Origin of the sequence: Prevotella sp. HMSC073D09 (genome assembly GCF_001814145.1) — a bacterium.
GTDB lineage: Bacteria > Bacteroidota > Bacteroidia > Bacteroidales > Bacteroidaceae > Prevotella > Prevotella conceptionensis.
Genome location: NZ_KV815097.1, coordinates 43,703 through 59,251 on the forward strand (window position 1 = coordinate 43,703; position 15,549 = coordinate 59,251).

Consider the following 15,549-nt stretch of genomic DNA (forward strand, 5'->3'; position numbering starts at 1 on the left):
ATAGAAACATTAAAAGTCAAGACGACTTCATTGACAACAAAACGGCGGTGTACAACCAGCATTTCAAAAACCATTCTGTTCGCCTTCAAATTAGGACTATCGGTCTACTTATATCAACGTGAGTGAAAACAAAAAAAAGCCCCACTGCCGACCAAAGGATATGGCCATGCAGTGGGGCTTTCGTGTACGGTTAAAGGCAAATCAGTGGTTAAGACTTGGCTTGTAGCGACACAGCTTTCACAACGCGCCTTGTGCCTTTAACACACAATATTTAGTGTTTTACTTTTTCTTTTCTTCGGGCACAAGATACCAGTCGCCCGTTTCCTTTACCAGCTTGCGAGCAAAAGCCTCAGGATAGCCAGGGCGTTGAACCTTTGCGCCAAGACCTTCCTTGTTGCGTTTGAAACTGCGCCCATCGGTGGGTTTTACGGCCATATCGTTATACTTCACGATAAGGAAGGTGGCCAATTCTTTCCAGTTCTTCAACATAGATTGTGCCTGCTCGTTGCTATAATCGTTCAGATATTTAATGGCTTTCGTAACGTCTGTGTTGTAAAGTTCGGCTGCACGTTTCTCTACTTGTGGCTGTTGAGCCAAATAACTGTTTTCAAGACTGTCGCGCATGGCTTTAAGCGGTGGGAAAAGAAGGCTGTAACGTGGGTAAACCATGTTGCTAACCCAGTTGCAAACCCAATACGCATTCTTGTCCGAGAAGTTCAGAGCATCAGCACCAGGCGTGTTATAGCATTCGGGTTGAACGGTATTTCCGCAGTAGATGGGCGTATAGGGAACCATGTTTCCATCGTCGTTACCAAACCAAAGGATGCCACCAATCTGCCTGGGCAACCAAGAACGCAGTTGAGCAATAAAGCTGAAAGCGGTTTGTTGGGTAGAAACAGGACGTTCGTTGAAGTATTTTTTACCGTCTACCGTATAATAAAGCGGTGTGGGACGATAAGGCATTTGCCATATACCACCACCAACATTGGTGCTGTCCAATGCCAAAGGCGTGCCCTCGTAATGGTCGCGCATGGCAGCAGCAACGTCTTCGAAACTTACTTTCTTGTTGGGAATTATCCATAAAGGCATGTCTTCGGCATTGGAGTCCTTGCCAAGAACCCAAGGCAAATAGCGGTCGAAGTTGTCGGCAAAGCGGTTAAAGAAACTGTAAACACGTGCATCGCAGAACCTTCTTCCTCCGAAAGTGGGTTCGCCATAGACATCGCGCCAAGAGAAATCCTTATCCTTACCCGTGTACCAACCCTTTGAACGTGCAAAGCTGATAACGTCTTTCGAGTACATTACGTCACCTTTGGGGTATTGCATAAACTTTGTTATACGACTTTGGTTGGCATGAGCGCAAATGGCGTTGTCGGGAATGCGCACTGCAACCCACACTGCACCTTTACTCCCTGCGCCCTTTCCCATCATCTCCATAATCCAAGCCTCGTTGGGATCGCAGATGGTGAAAGTTTCGCCACCAGAGTAATAGCCATAGGTATTTACCAAAGTGGTCATCACGTTGATAGCCTCGCGTGCCGTTTTGCTACGCTGCAAAGCGATGTATATAAGCGAACCATAGTCTATCAAACCCGTTGAGTCGGTCATTTCTTCTCGTCCTCCGTATGTGGTTTCACCAATGCAGACTTGGTGTTCGTTGATGTTTCCGATAACGTTATAGGTAATAGGTGCCTCTGGAATTTCGCCCAGATACTTGTGGCTGTCCCAATCGAACACCTTACGCATTTCTCCTTTGGTGTGCTTTCCTGCCGGGAAATGACACAATCCGATGAACATACCGTAGTCGTCAGCATTATATGTGCAGAAGACCGACCCGTCTTTGCTTGCCTTTTTACCCACAATGAAGTTGGTGCAAGCATAGCTGCCCAACCCAACTAGGGAGAAGGCGGCAATTAGCAATAGCTTCTTCATAACTGTATAATTAGTTTGATTAATAAAGAATATCTGTTTCAAAACGTCTTTTGTTGCCTTGATTGTCGGTGGTGAAGAACGTTAAACGGCGTTGTTTACCTGTGCGCTTGATTGGTGTTTCGGCTAGTCTGCACGCCACCCACGGACTTAAAGGCACGTCTTCGAACAATACGAACTGCCCATCTATGTAGCCTTGGTAAGTGTCTACCCCGCTTTTCGCATCGGTAAGTCCTAGCTTGATGGTTTTCGTGGCGTTCCAATTGCCTTGTCCCACAGGCGAAACAATGGGCGGTTCGTCGTCGTAGTCGATGGAATATTGCAGGTGTAGGTCGCGCATGTTGGCCGTAACCCAGCCTTTTTCGTATGTTCCACCCAAATAACGTGTAACATAACCGCGCCCACTGATGTATAGTTTAGAAGTGTCTTTTACCTTCTTCGTCAATTTCAAGCTTATTCGTGCAGGACGGAAAAGCCGTTGGGCACTGTTGGTGAATGTGCAAGAATTGGAGAGAGCGTCGTCTTTACAACTTATAGTCGGTGTCAAGGTAATGGCATTGGCAACCGAATTGGGCCTTATCAACAACTGCACACCATCTGTCTGCATGGCGTATGGCCTGTTCCAGTACACACTTCGTAGCGTACTTGCTTGCCGTTGCGGAACGAAAGCGCGTTTTTGTCCCGTCACGGTGAACGTATATCGGCTTGTGTTGCCTTTAAAGTCGGTCAGCACATATTCTATATGGTAATCCCGTTCTTGGTTAAAGTTCACTATTCCCTTGTTTTTGTCGGCAGATAACATTTGCAATCCCATGCCCGGATAGAGAAACGAATGCATGTACCACACATTATATTGCAAGAAATGTTCATGGTCGCCCCATGCGTTTACCTGAACAGTCTTTTCGTAAGGAATACGGTTGACGTTACTTTTGAAAACAGTTTTGCCATCAACCAACAACTCGGTCTTCTTAACACCATATCTATTATAGGTTATTTCCATGTAGTCGTTGGCCCATATTCCAAAGCCCACCTTACCCCAAGCGGTAAATTTATTGGGCAAATTGTGTGAGGAGAAGGAATGCGAAGACTTGCCGGGATTGTTGTTAAAGACACCTTCGCCACTAACGGGATAGGCCATAAAGCCGTGCGCCATGGGTGGCAGGGCGTCTTTAACATGGTGTCCGATGAAGTCGAGAGGGTCGAGCATGTCGCCCGAACGTGTTTCATGCAATTCAAGATGCAGGTGCGGTGCCTCCGATGCGCCCGAATTTCCGCTAATGGCAATGAGTTGTCCCTTTGCAACAGGTAGGTCGGTGGGTTTAAACCAAATGTCGCCCGTAGACTGTTTATTGACATACTGCCACTTCCTAACCATAGCTTTGATAGCAGGCGTAAATATTTTCAGATGGCAATACACGCTGGTATAGCCTTCGGGATGGTGTACATAGACGGCATTTCCAAAGCCATCGTAGCCCACAGAGACGTGCGACACGTAGCCATCGCCAATGGAAAAGATGGCCTTTCCCTCCACCCCATCGGTCTTTACGTCCACTCCACCATGAAAATGGTTGGGGCGAGGCTCGCCAAAGTTACCTGCCAAAGAGATGGGATAGTTTACAGGAGAGCCAAAAAGCACATTGGCCGCCAGCATTATAGATAGTAAGATGTTCGTCATGCCATGTTTATTACTTGTCAATTAAAAGGTAGAAAGGCAATGTTTAAGTTAAGGGGCCGTGTATGTGAAAGCCAAATACGGCTGAAACACCGGTAATTGGCTTGCACTTATTCTAGTAACACGCCTTTGTGAAATGCCCGAAGTTCCCCGTTCTCATGCTCTTTTAGAACAATTTCGCCACCAAGCCAAATGGTATTGGCCTGTTCGCCGTCGAGAGCTGAATAGCTTTGCACTGCGGCTCTAACTATGTTCACCACCCCATTCCTCAGTATCACGTCGCCGTGAACTATCGTGTTGGCAGCGTAGAGCTTTCGTTCATCCATTGCTTCGGGTCGTCTATGGTCACAGCCGAGTCCATCCTGTTGGGTTCGGGCTGATTACTTGGCTGTTCGGGAGCGTTTGCACGCATTTTTATTAGCCTAATATTGTAGATGGGCAGCAGTCGAAGTGTGGTTTGCATGCCCCCAAAAGCTTTCTCGTTGTTCAGCAAGAAGTATCCGTTTATCCGTTTAATACCCTGTCGCTCGCTGTCGTTAAGCTGTAAGGTGAAGTGCGAGGGCGATGATATATGGATGGTCTGCGCCACAACACTGTCGTTGGCAAGGGTCATAGCTAGTACCGCCACGGCATCGCGCACGCCTTCTTGGAAGATAAACTGTACATCGAACTCTAACAAGTAGCGGTCGCCCTTATGGAAACTCGTATCGGCTTTTATGGCGAACGAGTACATATTATAAGGTATCTGACTTGTCAACACCACAGAACGGTCGCCATTCCATACATTGGCCGTGTCGCCCTTAGACGAAAGTCGGTCGTAATTGGCAGCGGCTCCGCCCAACGCCATTTCTTCTGATTCAAGTCTTTTCGAAAGCCTTTGGTATATCTCGTGGAGCATGTTGGTGTTTTGCATGTAGTAAACCATCGACGAATCGAACTCCGCTTGGTCTACGCCATGTTTCTTTAATGCAGCCAAACGATAAGCGTATTCGTTCTTTCCGTCGGCCATGCTGTTACGCGCCATAGCCCCTGCAAGATGGTAATCGTAGAGGATGTCTTCCATCTCGTTGGGTTGGATGTACTGGCTGGGTACGCCTGGCTTACAACCTTGGGCAGTAAGCAAGAGCAAAGCGAACATGAATACACCAATAATCGTTTTCACCGCATTCACCATTTATTTTATTCTTTGTTAACGTTCTTCTTCCTCGAAAAGCCAAATGATATGGTCTCCCATTCCTTTCTGCAAAACAAGAAAAGGCACACAACACCAACGCTTATGCTTGCATCGGCGAAATTGAATACGGGACTGAAAAACACAAATTGTTCTCCACCTTTGAAGGGGAACCAATCGGGATAGGTGGTTACGATGAGTGGAAAGTAGAACATGTCTACCACCTTGCCCGTTAAGAAGTCGGCATAGCCACTGCCAAAGGGAACAAACGAGGCCACCGTAAAGGGTGTGGAGGCATTGAATATCAACCCATAAAACATAGAATCGACCATGTTTCCCATCGCGCCGGCTAAAATCATGGAAAGGAAAACGACATACCGCGTGCGCATGCCTTGCTTAACCACCTTCCAGATGTAGCGCGAGATAACGACGATAGCCACCAATCTCAGAATACTAAGAAGCAATTTGTTGATGAAAGTCATGCCATAGGCCATGCCGTTATTCTCCACGAAGTCGATATAAAACCAATCGGTAACGTGGAGGGCCTCACCTAGCGACATGCTTGTCTTCACCTCAATCTTGATAACCTGGTCGATGATGAGGATTACAACCACCAATAATATGGCCAAACGGCCATCTGTTAATAACTCTTTTCCTTTTGCCATGAATGGTGTTCTGTTGGTCAGCACAATGCCTTGCGCCCCACAAGCCTGTTGCGGGGGCAAGACATCTGCTGTGTTAAGGCGCGTACTTTAACGCTTGCGAGCGTTCTTTGATTCCACGCTTAGCGTGGCATGAGGAACGGCCATAAGTCTTTGTTTGGGTATAAGCTCGCCAGTTATGCGGTCGATACCATAGGTTTTGTTGGCAATTCGCACAAGCGCAGCTTCAAGCCCAGTGATAAACTTCTGTTGCCGATTGGCCAATTGTATCAGCTCTTCTTTACTTTGCGTTGCACTTCCTTCCTCCAAGACCTTATAGGTTGGTGAAGTGTCGTCTACATCGTTGCCGTCAGCGTTCATCAAGGTACGCATCATGGCCTCATAATCCCGGCGTGCTAGCCTTAGTTTCTCGTTGATAACAACGCGGAACTCTTCAAGTTCCTCGTCATTGTAACGTGTTTTGTTAGCCATAAGTTAGATAGGGTTTTTAGTGAATTATTTTATCTATTTGAATGTTCAAATTAAATTCTTCGAAAGCAACTTCCTTGCCGCCGTTGGGCAGAACAAGCAGGTCGTCGGCCAATACTTGGCTTTTGATGTAATCGCCAAAGGCCGCCACTGCTGCATCTGTTTGGGCGTTGGGAGCCAAGGTAACCTTTATTCGGTCGGTTATTTCCAAGCCGCTTTCCTTGCGAAGGTTTTGAACGCGGTTGATAATCTCGCGCGCCATACCTTCTTTTACAAGTTCGTCAGTGAGTTCCACTTCGAGAGCTACGGTCAGATTGCCTTCGTTAGACACCAACCAGCCTGGAATATCCTCGCTGATAATCTCTACATCGGCCACCTCAACCGTCACTTCGTTGCCTTCTACCATCAAGTCGATGTTTCCATTGCGTTCCAAGTCGGCGATGGCCTCTTGGTCCAAAGTTTCCATTTGGGCGGCGATACCTTTCATCAGCTTACCAAACTTCTTACCCATTGTACGGAAGTTGCACTTCACTTTCTTAACAAGCATGCCCTTTCCGTCTTCAACGAAGTTCAGTTCCTTAACGTTTACTTCGCTCATAATGAGGTCTTTCACTGCCTCAATGTGCGTTCTTTGACGTTGGTCTACGGCAGGAATCATGATTTGCAGCAGGGGCTGGCGCACCTTGATGTTCACCTTGCGGCGCAAAGCCAACACCATTGAGGTTATCTTTTGAGCCATTTCCATGCGCTCTTCCAATTCGCGGTCGATGCACTTGTCGTCTGCAACGGGGAAGTCGGCCAAATGAACCGATTGCAAATGCCCACGATTGGTCGCCCTTGTAAGGTCGAGATACAACTGGTCGGCATAGAATGGGGCGAACGGAGCCAACAGCTTGGCCACTGTTTCAAGGCAGGTATATAGTGTTTGGTAAGCACTGAGCTTGTCTTGGCTCATCTCCTTACCCCAGAAACGTTTGCGATTAAGGCGAACATACCAGTTACTGAGGTCGTCGTTTATAAAAGTATCAATCAACCTACCTGCCCTAGTGGGGTCGTAGTCGTCCATTTCGCGCTCCACACCCTTAACCAATGAGTGCAATTCCGACAGAATCCAACGGTCAATCTCAGGCCGTTCGTTCAGAGGAACGTCGGCTTGACTGTAATCAAAACCATCTACATTGGCGTAGAGAGCAAAGAACGAATAGGTGTTATAGAGCGTTCCGAAGAGCTTACGGCGTATTTCGTCCACACTTTCGGCATCGAATTTGAGGTTGTCCCAAGGCTCCGAGTTGGTAAGCATGTACATGCGAACGGGGTCTGCACCATATTTCTCCATCATTTCGAAGGGGTTCACCACGTTGCCCACGTGCTTACTCATCTTGTTTCCTTTGGCATCGAGCACCAATCCCGTAGAGATAACGTTCTTGAAAGCCACACTATCGAACACCATTGTTGCGATGGCGTGCAGCGTAAAGAACCAACCACGCGTTTGGTCAACGCCTTCGTTAATGAAGTCGGCAGGGAATGCGATGCGTTTATCGATGAGTTCGGCATTCTCGAAGGGGTAATGCACCTGTGCATAGGGCATCGCACCCGAGTCGAACCACACGTCGATGAGGTCTATTTCGCGTTTCATGGGCTTTCCTGCCTCACTAACTAGCACAATATCGTCAACATAAGGACGGTGCAAGTCTATGCGTTCGTAGTTGTCTTGCGCATAATTGCCAGGCACAAACCCTTGTTCTTTAAGTGGATTAGAAGACATGTGACCTGCGGCCACACTCTTTTCAATCTCCGAATATAGTTCTTCGAGCGAGCCAATACATATTTCGCGACCGTCTTCATCGCGCCAAATCGGTAGCGGCGTACCCCAGAAACGCGAACGCGAGAGGTTCCAATCGTTAAGGTTTTCTAGCCAGTTGCCAAAGCGCCCCGTACCCGTTGATTCGGGTTTCCAATTGATTGTCTTGTTCAACTCGAACATCCGTTCTTTCTTTGCGGTTGAACGGATAAACCAACTATCGAGCGGATAATACAGAACAGGCTTGTCTGTGCGCCAGCAATGGGGGTAGCTGTGCACATGTTTCTCTATCTTGAAGGCCTTATTTTCTGCCTTTAAGTCCATGCAGATAGATACGTCGAGCGTCTCGTCGGCATCTGTCAGTGTGTCATCGTATGCGTTTTTCACATACCTTCCTGCGTATTTGTTCCATTCGGGCAGGTTAACGTACTTGCTAACGAAGTCGGCATCGAGGTCTTCCACCTTAAAATACTTGCCTTCTAGGTCAACAACGGGCCTTTCTGCTCCTTTCTTATCCACCAACACAATGGGCGGAACGCCCGCCTTACGAGCCACAAGCGCATCGTCGGCACCGAAGTTCGGTGCGATGTGCACAATGCCCGTACCATCTTCGGTGGTAACATAATCGCCCAATATAACGCGGAACGCGCCATCTTCCATTGGCGAAATAAATGGCAGCAGCTGATGATAAGCAATGTCAACAAGTTCAGTTCCCTTGTAGTTGGCTATCACTTTCCAAGGTATAACCTTATCGCCTTTCTTATAAGTAGAAAGCTCCACGTCTTTACCGGCCTCGTTGAAATAAGCGTTAAGGCGCGCCTCTGCCAATATAACAGTGAGGGGTTCGCCCGTGTAAGGATTAAAGCTTTGCACAGCAGCATAGTCAATCTTCGGGCCAACACACAGTGCAGAGTTAGCGGCTAGCGTCCAAGGAGTGGTTGTCCACGCCATGAAATATGCCTTTCCCCATTGTTCCCATTCGGGTTTGGGGTTCTTTATCTCAAACTGAGCGGTAACGGTAGTGTCCTTCACATCGCGATAACAGCCTGGAAGGTTCAGCTCGTGCGAGCTAAGTCCTGTGCCTGCTGCCGGCGAATAGGGCTGTATGGTATAGCCCTTATAGAGCATATCCTTGGTGTATAGCTGTTTCAATAGCCACCAAAGGGTTTCGATATACTTGTTATCGTAGGTGATGTATGGGTTGTCGAGGTCGACAAAGTACCCCATTTTCTCGGTAAGTTCGCGCCATTCGGCCGTATACATCATCACATTCTCACGACATTTCTTGTTGTAGTCGGCAACGGAGATGTACTTAGCAGACTCTTTGTTGTCGATGTCTGCCTTGGTAATGCCCAATTCTTTCTCCACTCCAAGTTCCACAGGCAAGCCATGCGTGTCCCATCCAGCCTTTCGTTTCACTTGGAAACCCTTCATCGTCTTATATCGGTTGAATGTATCTTTGATGCTTCTAGCGAGTACATGGTGAATGCCTGGATGTCCGTTGGCCGACGGAGGCCCTTCGTAAAAGACGAATTGTGGGCATCCTTCTTTTTCGTCTATCGTTTTATGGAAAATGTCGTTCTTCTCCCACTCAGCCAACACGTCTTTGTTGGTCTGCGTAAGATTAAGTCCTTTGTACTCGGCAAATTTGTTGGCCATATTCTATACCTTATTTTATACGTCTTTGTTTATACAAAGCGCAAAGGTAAGAAAAAAAGTTATTATAGCCAAGTATAGGTACGAAAAAGGCTATATAGCTAATGGTCTGCAATTGTTGAATGCCCAATGTAAGCGCGAATGCGCAGACAAAAGCACAAGTTAACGAAGGAGTTGGCTACGTCCTACAATTGTTTTTCGGCGCTACTCTTGCCCAATAAGGCATTTTTTAGTAAGTTTGCACTACACATTATTATATATAAGGACATGGAAGATAGAAAGAGAACCAAATTGTTGTTTGTGTGTTTGGGTAACATTTGCAGGTCGCCTGCTGCCGAAGGCGTGATGAAACAGGTGTTGCTAAACAAGGGAATGAGCGACTTGTTCGAAGTAGATTCGGCTGGAATTGGGGGGTGGCATGTGGGCGAACTGCCCGATAGCAGGATGCGCAAGTGCGGTGCGGCCCGCGGCTACAACTTTAACAGTAGGGCAAGACAATTTGATACCGACGATTTCAGAAAGTTCGATTACATCTTCGTGATGGACAACGACAACAAAAAGATGTTGTCGCAAAAGACAAACAACGCATGCGAACTAGCCAAAGTGAAAATGTTAGTAGACTATGCAGCCAATCATCCCAAGGCAAAACTTATACCCGACCCATATTATGGCGATGAAAAAGACTTCGATTATGCGCTCGACCTTATCGAAGATGCCACTAACACACTAGCGGATAAACTAGCCAATGGCGGCGAATTATAACTAGATAAAGCGACATGATGCCCGTGGCGGTTCTATTGAGGATGTGCGCCAACAAGCTATTGCCAACGTATTAACGAACATATAATAAGCATTTGGCAAACAATAGATTAAGAACGAAATCTTAACCTCTACTATTGATGCCTTTCGGGGCATCTCAACACAACAAAGATTAATGAACAATGAAGAATGACGAGATGAACTTGGCCTGGCAGTTTGTGAAGAACACCGGTGCAAGCATATTCTTAACAGGCAAGGCAGGAACAGGGAAAACAACCTTCCTGCGTACGCTTAAAGACAAACTTCCTAAGCGAATGGTGGTGGTTGCGCCTACGGGCATCGCCGCCATCAATGCCAATGGCGTAACCATTCACTCGTTCTTCCAACTTCCCTTTGCGCCATACGTTCCCAATTCCACCTTTAAGGCTGAGGGAATTTTCAGGGTTAGCAAGGAGAAACAACGCATATTGCGAACACTCGACTTGCTGGTGATTGACGAAATAAGTATGGTGAGAGCCGATTTGCTCGACTCGGTAGACATGGTTTTACGCAGGTATCGCGACAGGGGCAAGCCTTTTGGTGGTGTGCAGCTTTTGCTAATAGGCGACTTGCAACAACTTCCGCCCGTGGTTAGAGACGAAGAGTGGACCATGCTAAGCAGATATTACGACTCGCCTTACTTTTTTTCGAGCCTTGCCCTCAAACAAATGGGCTACATAACCATTGAGTTGAAACATGTTTATCGACAAAACGACCTAGATTTTCTTTCTCTGCTGAACAAAATACGCGACAACAAGGCCGACCAAGACACGTTTAACAAACTCAATAGCAGATATATCCCCAACTTTGTTCCACCTGCTGGCACTGATTACATTCGTCTTGTAACGCACAATTACCAAGCGCAGAGCATCAACGAAAGCAAATTGGCCGAACTGCCTGGCACAAGCAGGCAATATAAGGCTAGCATCACGGGCGATTTTCCTGAACAATCGTTCCCCACCGAGTTTGTGTTAGAATTGAAAGAGGATGCCCAAGTGATGTTCGTTAAGAACGACAGCACGGGCAAAGGGCGTTATTACAACGGCATGTTGGGTAAAGTGGTGTCGACAACAGCCCGTGGCGTAACCGTGAAAGGCAACGAAAACGGGGAGTTGATAGACCTTTCGCCCGAAGAATGGACGAACGCCAAGTACGTATTAAATAAGACGACACACGAGATAGAAGAAGAGGTGGAGGGTACTTTCAAGCAGTTCCCCCTGCGATTGGCATGGGCCGTTACCATACATAAAAGCCAAGGACTAACCTTCGAACATGCCATCATTGATGCACAACACTCGTTTGCCCACGGACAAACATACGTTGCACTGAGCCGTTGCAAAACATTGGAAGGCCTTGTGCTGAGTTCGCCGCTCTCTACAAGTGCCGTTATCTGCGATGAAAAGGTGCATCAGTTCAACATCGACGCCTCTGCGCGCCAACCCAACAGCGAGTTGCTTTCTCAGATGCAGCGCGCATACGAGGTGAACTTGATTGACGAACTGTTCGATTTCCGTCCCATTGGCATCGCATTCGAACGCATTACGCGCTTTATCGACGAACATTTCGCTCGCAAATACCCACGCTTGCTGCAAGAATACAGACAAGCAAGACCCATTTTAGACGAGGTTGTAGCTGTGGCGGCTAGGTTCAGATTGCAATACACACAGATGTTGGCCACACAACAAGGCCAAGAATTAAGCGATGAAGTGTTGCAACGCATCCGTTCGGGTGCCGAATACTTTCATAAACGTTTGGCTTTGCTTGTGGAGATGCACCGAAAAAACAAGATAGAAACCGACAACAAGGCTTTAAAGAAAACGCTAAAAGAGCGATATGGCGATGTGCAGGAGGCCTTAGACTTTAAGTGGAACCTGCTGAAATACGAAAGTAGAGAGGATGTTTCGTTCAGCGTGGGCGATTATCTTTCGGCCAAAGCCAAGCTGTTGTTGGGTGCAATGGATGGCGATAAGCCTAATACAAAAAAGATAAAAGAGGTAAAGCCGAAAGTAGATACAAAGTTGGCTACATTTAACCTCTATCGTTTGGGCATGAGCATAGACGAGATTGCCAAACGACGCGAACTGACAACCAAAACCATTCATTTGCATTTGGTGCATTATGTTAGGGAGGGATTGTTGTCGGCATCCGAGTTTGTGGACGATAAGAAACGGCAAGAGATTACCCGTTTCTTAATAAAACATCACGAAGAGAAGAAGAGCTTAACCGAGATAAAAGAAGAAGTGAGCCCGAATATAACCTACGAAGACATCCAATTTGTGATGGCTGAGTATTATAGGGAGAACAAATGATTAGTTGACAAGCTTACGAATGGGCAAGCATTTGGATTAGTAAGTTGGCGGGCCGCCCTATTATATTATCTAGTTCTTCTAGTCTTTCTAGTTCTCCTAGTCTTTCTAGTTCTCCTAGTCTTTCTAGTTCTCCTAGTTCTCCTAGTTTTTCTAGTTCTCCTAGTCCTCCTAGATTCACTAGGATTTCTAGCTATACTAGCCCTGCTTGTTCATCATCATGCGCAGCCATTTTTTCACCTTTTCACCTTTTCACCTTTTCACCTTTAGCTCCCCTTTCCCTCATCCCCTCCTTTTCATCATGATATACACGATAACGGGTGCACCAATCAGTGGTGTAATGGCATTAATGGGGATGATGCTACCATTGGGCGGCAGATAACACAGCAACGAGCAAAGCAGAGCCACAGCACAACCTAAAAGAATGGTTGCTGGCAACAGTGTGCGATGATCTTCGGTGCCAGTTAACAGTCGGGCTAGATGCGGAACAGCCAAGCCAATAAAGGCTATCGGACCACAGAAAGCCGTTGTAACGGCCGTTAACAAACCCGTAATGGCCAGCAGCAAAAAGCGCGTTCGAGCAACGTTTACACCAAGACTTTGGGCGTATTGCTCGCCCAAAGTAAGGGCATTGAGTGGCTTTACCAAGACAAGAGAACAAACCAAGCCCACCAAAACCATTGTACAGAAAAAGGGAATGTTTCCTAACGACACACCACCAAAGCTGCCCAAACCCCATATAAGATAAGATTTTACGCCTTGGTCGGTAGCAAAGAAGTTGAGTAACGAAATGACCGAAGATGCCAAATAGCCAATCATGATGCCGATAATAAGCAACGATACATTGTTGCGAACACGCGTTGAGAAGGCCAAAATAATGAAGGTTACAGCCATTGCACCAACAAACGATGCAAATAAGATGGCCGTAAAACCGCTTAAATTCACGGTTTCTATCGACACACTACCCCCAAGAAACAGCATCACCACGGCCACAGCCAAAGCCGCACCGCTGTTAATACCAAAAATGCCTGGCCCTGCAAGGGGATTGCGAAAAGCCGTTTGGAGCATTAGCCCACTAGCCGACAACGCCCCACCGCAACATAATGCGGTAAGCGCTTGCGGCAGTCGGTTCTCGATAACGATGTAATTCCAAAGTTCGTTCTCGGCTTTGTTCCCCGCAATAACACCCATTACATACCTGAAAGGCACGTTAACAGAGCCAATGAAGAGGTTCAACCCGAACAACATCAGGATGAAAAGCACCAAAACAAAGATTTTTAACGATGTAAGGCGCATGGAAAATTCAGTTTAGAGGTGCATAATAACGCCATTCGGACGACAAGGCCGAAGGGTGGGCAATGTGAATTAGCTCTCGTAAAAGACCGTCGGGACGGAAAGGTGCCTCATCAAATAGAGGTTTAATAGCGGCATTGCAGCCGTAGACGTTCCGCTTGGTAAAGGCCTTTATCATGGCATAGCCCTTGTTTTCGGCTTGTAATTGCGCGTAGGTCAGTGGTTGGGGCGCGTTATAGGTTATCAACCAAATGTCTGCCGTGCGCGCCTTTTCAAGCACCTTTTCCAACGGTAAAGCCACACTTCCACTCTGTTCATTGTCTGCAAAAGGGTAAATAGCACCTACGTCGGCAATCATCTTTGCCATAGTGCTATGCCCCCCAGGCACATACCATACGCTGCCCGTGAGCTTTTCGGTTAATATCGTAGGCCGTTCGCGTTGTTTTTTCGCCGTTTTAGAAAGCTCCATATAATTCTTTTCAACCAAGGCAAACAGCGAATCCGCCTTTTGTTCGCAACCAAACAGCAAGCCATAAAACCGCATCCACTCGGCCCTGCCAAGTGGCGAGGTTTCCATATAGTCGGCACACTCTATGATGGCGATGCCCGTTTTGTCTAACTTGCCATACCCCCCGCTGTTTTCGAAAGGCGATACCAACACAAGGTCGGCTCGTGTTTCCATCATTTTCTCGATGTCGGGGTTCATGCTTTCGCCACAATCAGCAATTTTCTTCGTCTTAGCCAAGAACTGTACGCGAGGCGAAATCATGTATTTCAAGTCGCACACACCTGCAAGTTGCTGTTCGGCACCAAGCATTTCGAGCAGGGCTACATGTGTAGACGGGCACACAATTGCCCTATGCTTTACCTTGGGGATAACAGTTGTGGGCACGCCATCGGCCACCTTGCTTGGCGAGAAGCTTGTATCGTTGGGCAGCACATAGCGGTGTAGCAAAGCATCTTTTTTCCATGGGTTTTTAATTTTAACCACAACAGCACGCTCTTGCTTGATAATCACAATGTTTTGGGCATACTTAAAGTGGAGCGTGTCGCCCTCGCTCCTCTGTCCCTTGGCTTGTTTACCGCCGCAAGCAACCAAAAGCAGCGTGGCAAACAATAATAAAAACATCTTCTTCATATACCCCACAAAGTTACGATTTTAGTTTGTTATTCGGCAAAACAAGGCAGTAATTTATTGTGATTAGCAACGCTTGGCTTGTCCGAGAGGCTTGCTAACGGGTCCAACCAGACCCCTTATTAACCCGCCAACCCGAATTTTGTCCGTTTTTCAGTAAGAATTTTAACATTATGAGTGCCCGTTCTGCTCACCAATCGCCCACCTTGCCGCAAAAAATCGATTTCGCGAAGGTTTGTTTTGTGAAAAGGGGTGAGTTGTAAATGCAGACAAGATGAATTTTTATTCCAAGAAACTGAACTCTACACCACTTTTTGGGCAATTTGTTGCTAAATGTACTGCAATATGCCGCTAAATGCAATGCGTTTTGCGGCAAAACGCATTGCATTTTGGTGCAAAACGCAAGGTAAAATGGTACAAAACGCATTGCATTTTGGTGCAAAATGCAGTGCAATTTGCCGCTAAATGCAAGTCGAAAAGCATAAAAATACACTACAATTGCATAAACAAAACCTTTTAGAGCCGTTAAATAGAAGGCTAAAAAGGGCAAAATAGCCATTAAAAAGTAAGGTTTTGGGGTCTAAAAGTGTGCAATTGGGCATGAAAAATTTCGAGCCTACGACCAAAGTAACTATTCAGCGATACCCGATATATACAG

The 15,549-nt window shown here is 46.9% G+C and carries 11 protein-coding genes; 2 read left to right on the forward strand and 9 right to left on the reverse strand.

The window, feature by feature from the left end; translation table 11 throughout:
- Positions 1 to 279 precede the first annotated feature (279 nt).
- The 7 genes from HMPREF2955_RS08505 to ileS all read right to left on the reverse strand — a co-directional run bounded on the left by HMPREF2955_RS08505 (position 280) and on the right by ileS (position 9,362).
- Positions 280 to 1,932, reverse strand: a complete 1,653-nt coding sequence (locus tag HMPREF2955_RS08505) for a dipeptidase (protein ID WP_070722647.1) — start codon at positions 1,930 to 1,932, stop codon at positions 280 to 282.
- A gap of 19 nt (positions 1,933 to 1,951) precedes the next feature.
- Entirely contained in the window at positions 1,952 to 3,604 is a 1,653-nt protein-coding gene (locus HMPREF2955_RS08510) for a M23 family metallopeptidase (protein ID WP_070722649.1), read from the reverse strand.
- A 107-nt stretch (positions 3,605 to 3,711) separates the two neighbouring features.
- The gene (locus HMPREF2955_RS15815) at positions 3,712 to 3,927 is read right to left on the reverse strand and encodes a hypothetical protein (protein ID WP_139145519.1); all 216 of its coding nucleotides are present in this window, start codon (positions 3,925 to 3,927) and stop codon (positions 3,712 to 3,714) included.
- Positions 3,891 to 4,763 carry a DUF4296 domain-containing protein gene (locus tag HMPREF2955_RS08515; protein ID WP_246830103.1) on the reverse strand — a complete coding sequence of 291 codons (873 nt, stop codon included), beginning with the start codon at positions 4,761 to 4,763 and terminating at the stop codon, positions 3,891 to 3,893. The genes HMPREF2955_RS15815 and HMPREF2955_RS08515 overlap by 37 nt, the downstream gene beginning before the upstream one ends.
- Positions 4,764 to 4,780: 17 nt before the next feature.
- Positions 4,781 to 5,437, reverse strand: coding sequence for a lipoprotein signal peptidase (locus HMPREF2955_RS08520; RefSeq protein WP_070722661.1), 657 nt, complete (start codon positions 5,435 to 5,437; stop codon positions 4,781 to 4,783).
- 87 nt (positions 5,438 to 5,524) lie between these two features.
- Positions 5,525 to 5,905: a TraR/DksA family transcriptional regulator gene (locus HMPREF2955_RS08525; RefSeq protein WP_070722651.1), complete on the reverse strand. Its 381-nt coding sequence runs from the start codon at positions 5,903 to 5,905 to the stop codon at positions 5,525 to 5,527.
- 16 nt (positions 5,906 to 5,921) lie between these two features.
- A complete protein-coding gene (gene ileS, locus HMPREF2955_RS08530) occupies positions 5,922 to 9,362 on the reverse strand; it encodes an isoleucine--tRNA ligase (RefSeq protein ID WP_070722652.1) in 3,441 nt (1,146 codons plus the stop codon).
- A gap of 264 nt (positions 9,363 to 9,626) precedes the next feature.
- Here ileS and HMPREF2955_RS08535 point away from each other — a divergent pair, with 264 nt between their 5' ends.
- Both HMPREF2955_RS08535 and HMPREF2955_RS08540 read left to right on the forward strand, forming a co-directional pair.
- Positions 9,627 to 10,121: a low molecular weight protein-tyrosine-phosphatase gene (locus HMPREF2955_RS08535; protein ID WP_070722663.1), complete on the forward strand. Its 495-nt coding sequence runs from the start codon at positions 9,627 to 9,629 to the stop codon at positions 10,119 to 10,121.
- 179 nt (positions 10,122 to 10,300) lie between these two features.
- Positions 10,301 to 12,466: a helix-turn-helix domain-containing protein gene (locus tag HMPREF2955_RS08540; RefSeq protein WP_070722654.1), complete on the forward strand. Its 2,166-nt coding sequence runs from the start codon at positions 10,301 to 10,303 to the stop codon at positions 12,464 to 12,466.
- A 279-nt stretch (positions 12,467 to 12,745) separates the two neighbouring features.
- Here HMPREF2955_RS08540 and HMPREF2955_RS08545 read toward each other — a convergent pair whose 3' ends face one another.
- Positions 12,746 to 13,759, reverse strand: a complete 1,014-nt coding sequence (locus HMPREF2955_RS08545; protein ID WP_070722655.1) for an iron ABC transporter permease — start codon at positions 13,757 to 13,759, stop codon at positions 12,746 to 12,748.
- Between the two features lie 7 nt (positions 13,760 to 13,766).
- The gene (locus HMPREF2955_RS08550; RefSeq protein ID WP_070722658.1) at positions 13,767 to 14,894 is read right to left on the reverse strand and encodes an ABC transporter substrate-binding protein; all 1,128 of its coding nucleotides are present in this window, start codon (positions 14,892 to 14,894) and stop codon (positions 13,767 to 13,769) included.
- Positions 14,895 to 15,549 lie beyond the last annotated feature (655 nt).

Bases quoted from the DNA above. Each gene is read 5' to 3' on its own strand.
- HMPREF2955_RS08545 (WP_070722655.1), bottom strand. From the start codon at position 13,759: ATGCGCCTTACATCGTTAAAAATCTTTGTTTTGGTGCTTTTCATCCTG.
- HMPREF2955_RS08510 (WP_070722649.1), bottom strand. From the start codon at position 3,604: ATGACGAACATCTTACTATCTATAATGCTGGCGGCCAATGTGCTTTTT.
- HMPREF2955_RS08520 (WP_070722661.1), bottom strand. From the start codon at position 5,437: ATGGCAAAAGGAAAAGAGTTATTAACAGATGGCCGTTTGGCCATATTA.
- ileS (WP_070722652.1), bottom strand. From the start codon at position 9,362: ATGGCCAACAAATTTGCCGAGTACAAAGGACTTAATCTTACGCAGACC.
- HMPREF2955_RS08535 (WP_070722663.1), top strand. From the start codon at position 9,627: ATGGAAGATAGAAAGAGAACCAAATTGTTGTTTGTGTGTTTGGGTAAC.
- HMPREF2955_RS15815 (WP_139145519.1), bottom strand. From the start codon at position 3,927: ATGGATGAACGAAAGCTCTACGCTGCCAACACGATAGTTCACGGCGAC.
- HMPREF2955_RS08550 (WP_070722658.1), bottom strand. From the start codon at position 14,894: ATGAAGAAGATGTTTTTATTATTGTTTGCCACGCTGCTTTTGGTTGCT.
- HMPREF2955_RS08505 (WP_070722647.1), bottom strand. From the start codon at position 1,932: ATGAAGAAGCTATTGCTAATTGCCGCCTTCTCCCTAGTTGGGTTGGGC.
- HMPREF2955_RS08525 (WP_070722651.1), bottom strand. From the start codon at position 5,905: ATGGCTAACAAAACACGTTACAATGACGAGGAACTTGAAGAGTTCCGC.
- HMPREF2955_RS08540 (WP_070722654.1), top strand. From the start codon at position 10,301: ATGAAGAATGACGAGATGAACTTGGCCTGGCAGTTTGTGAAGAACACC.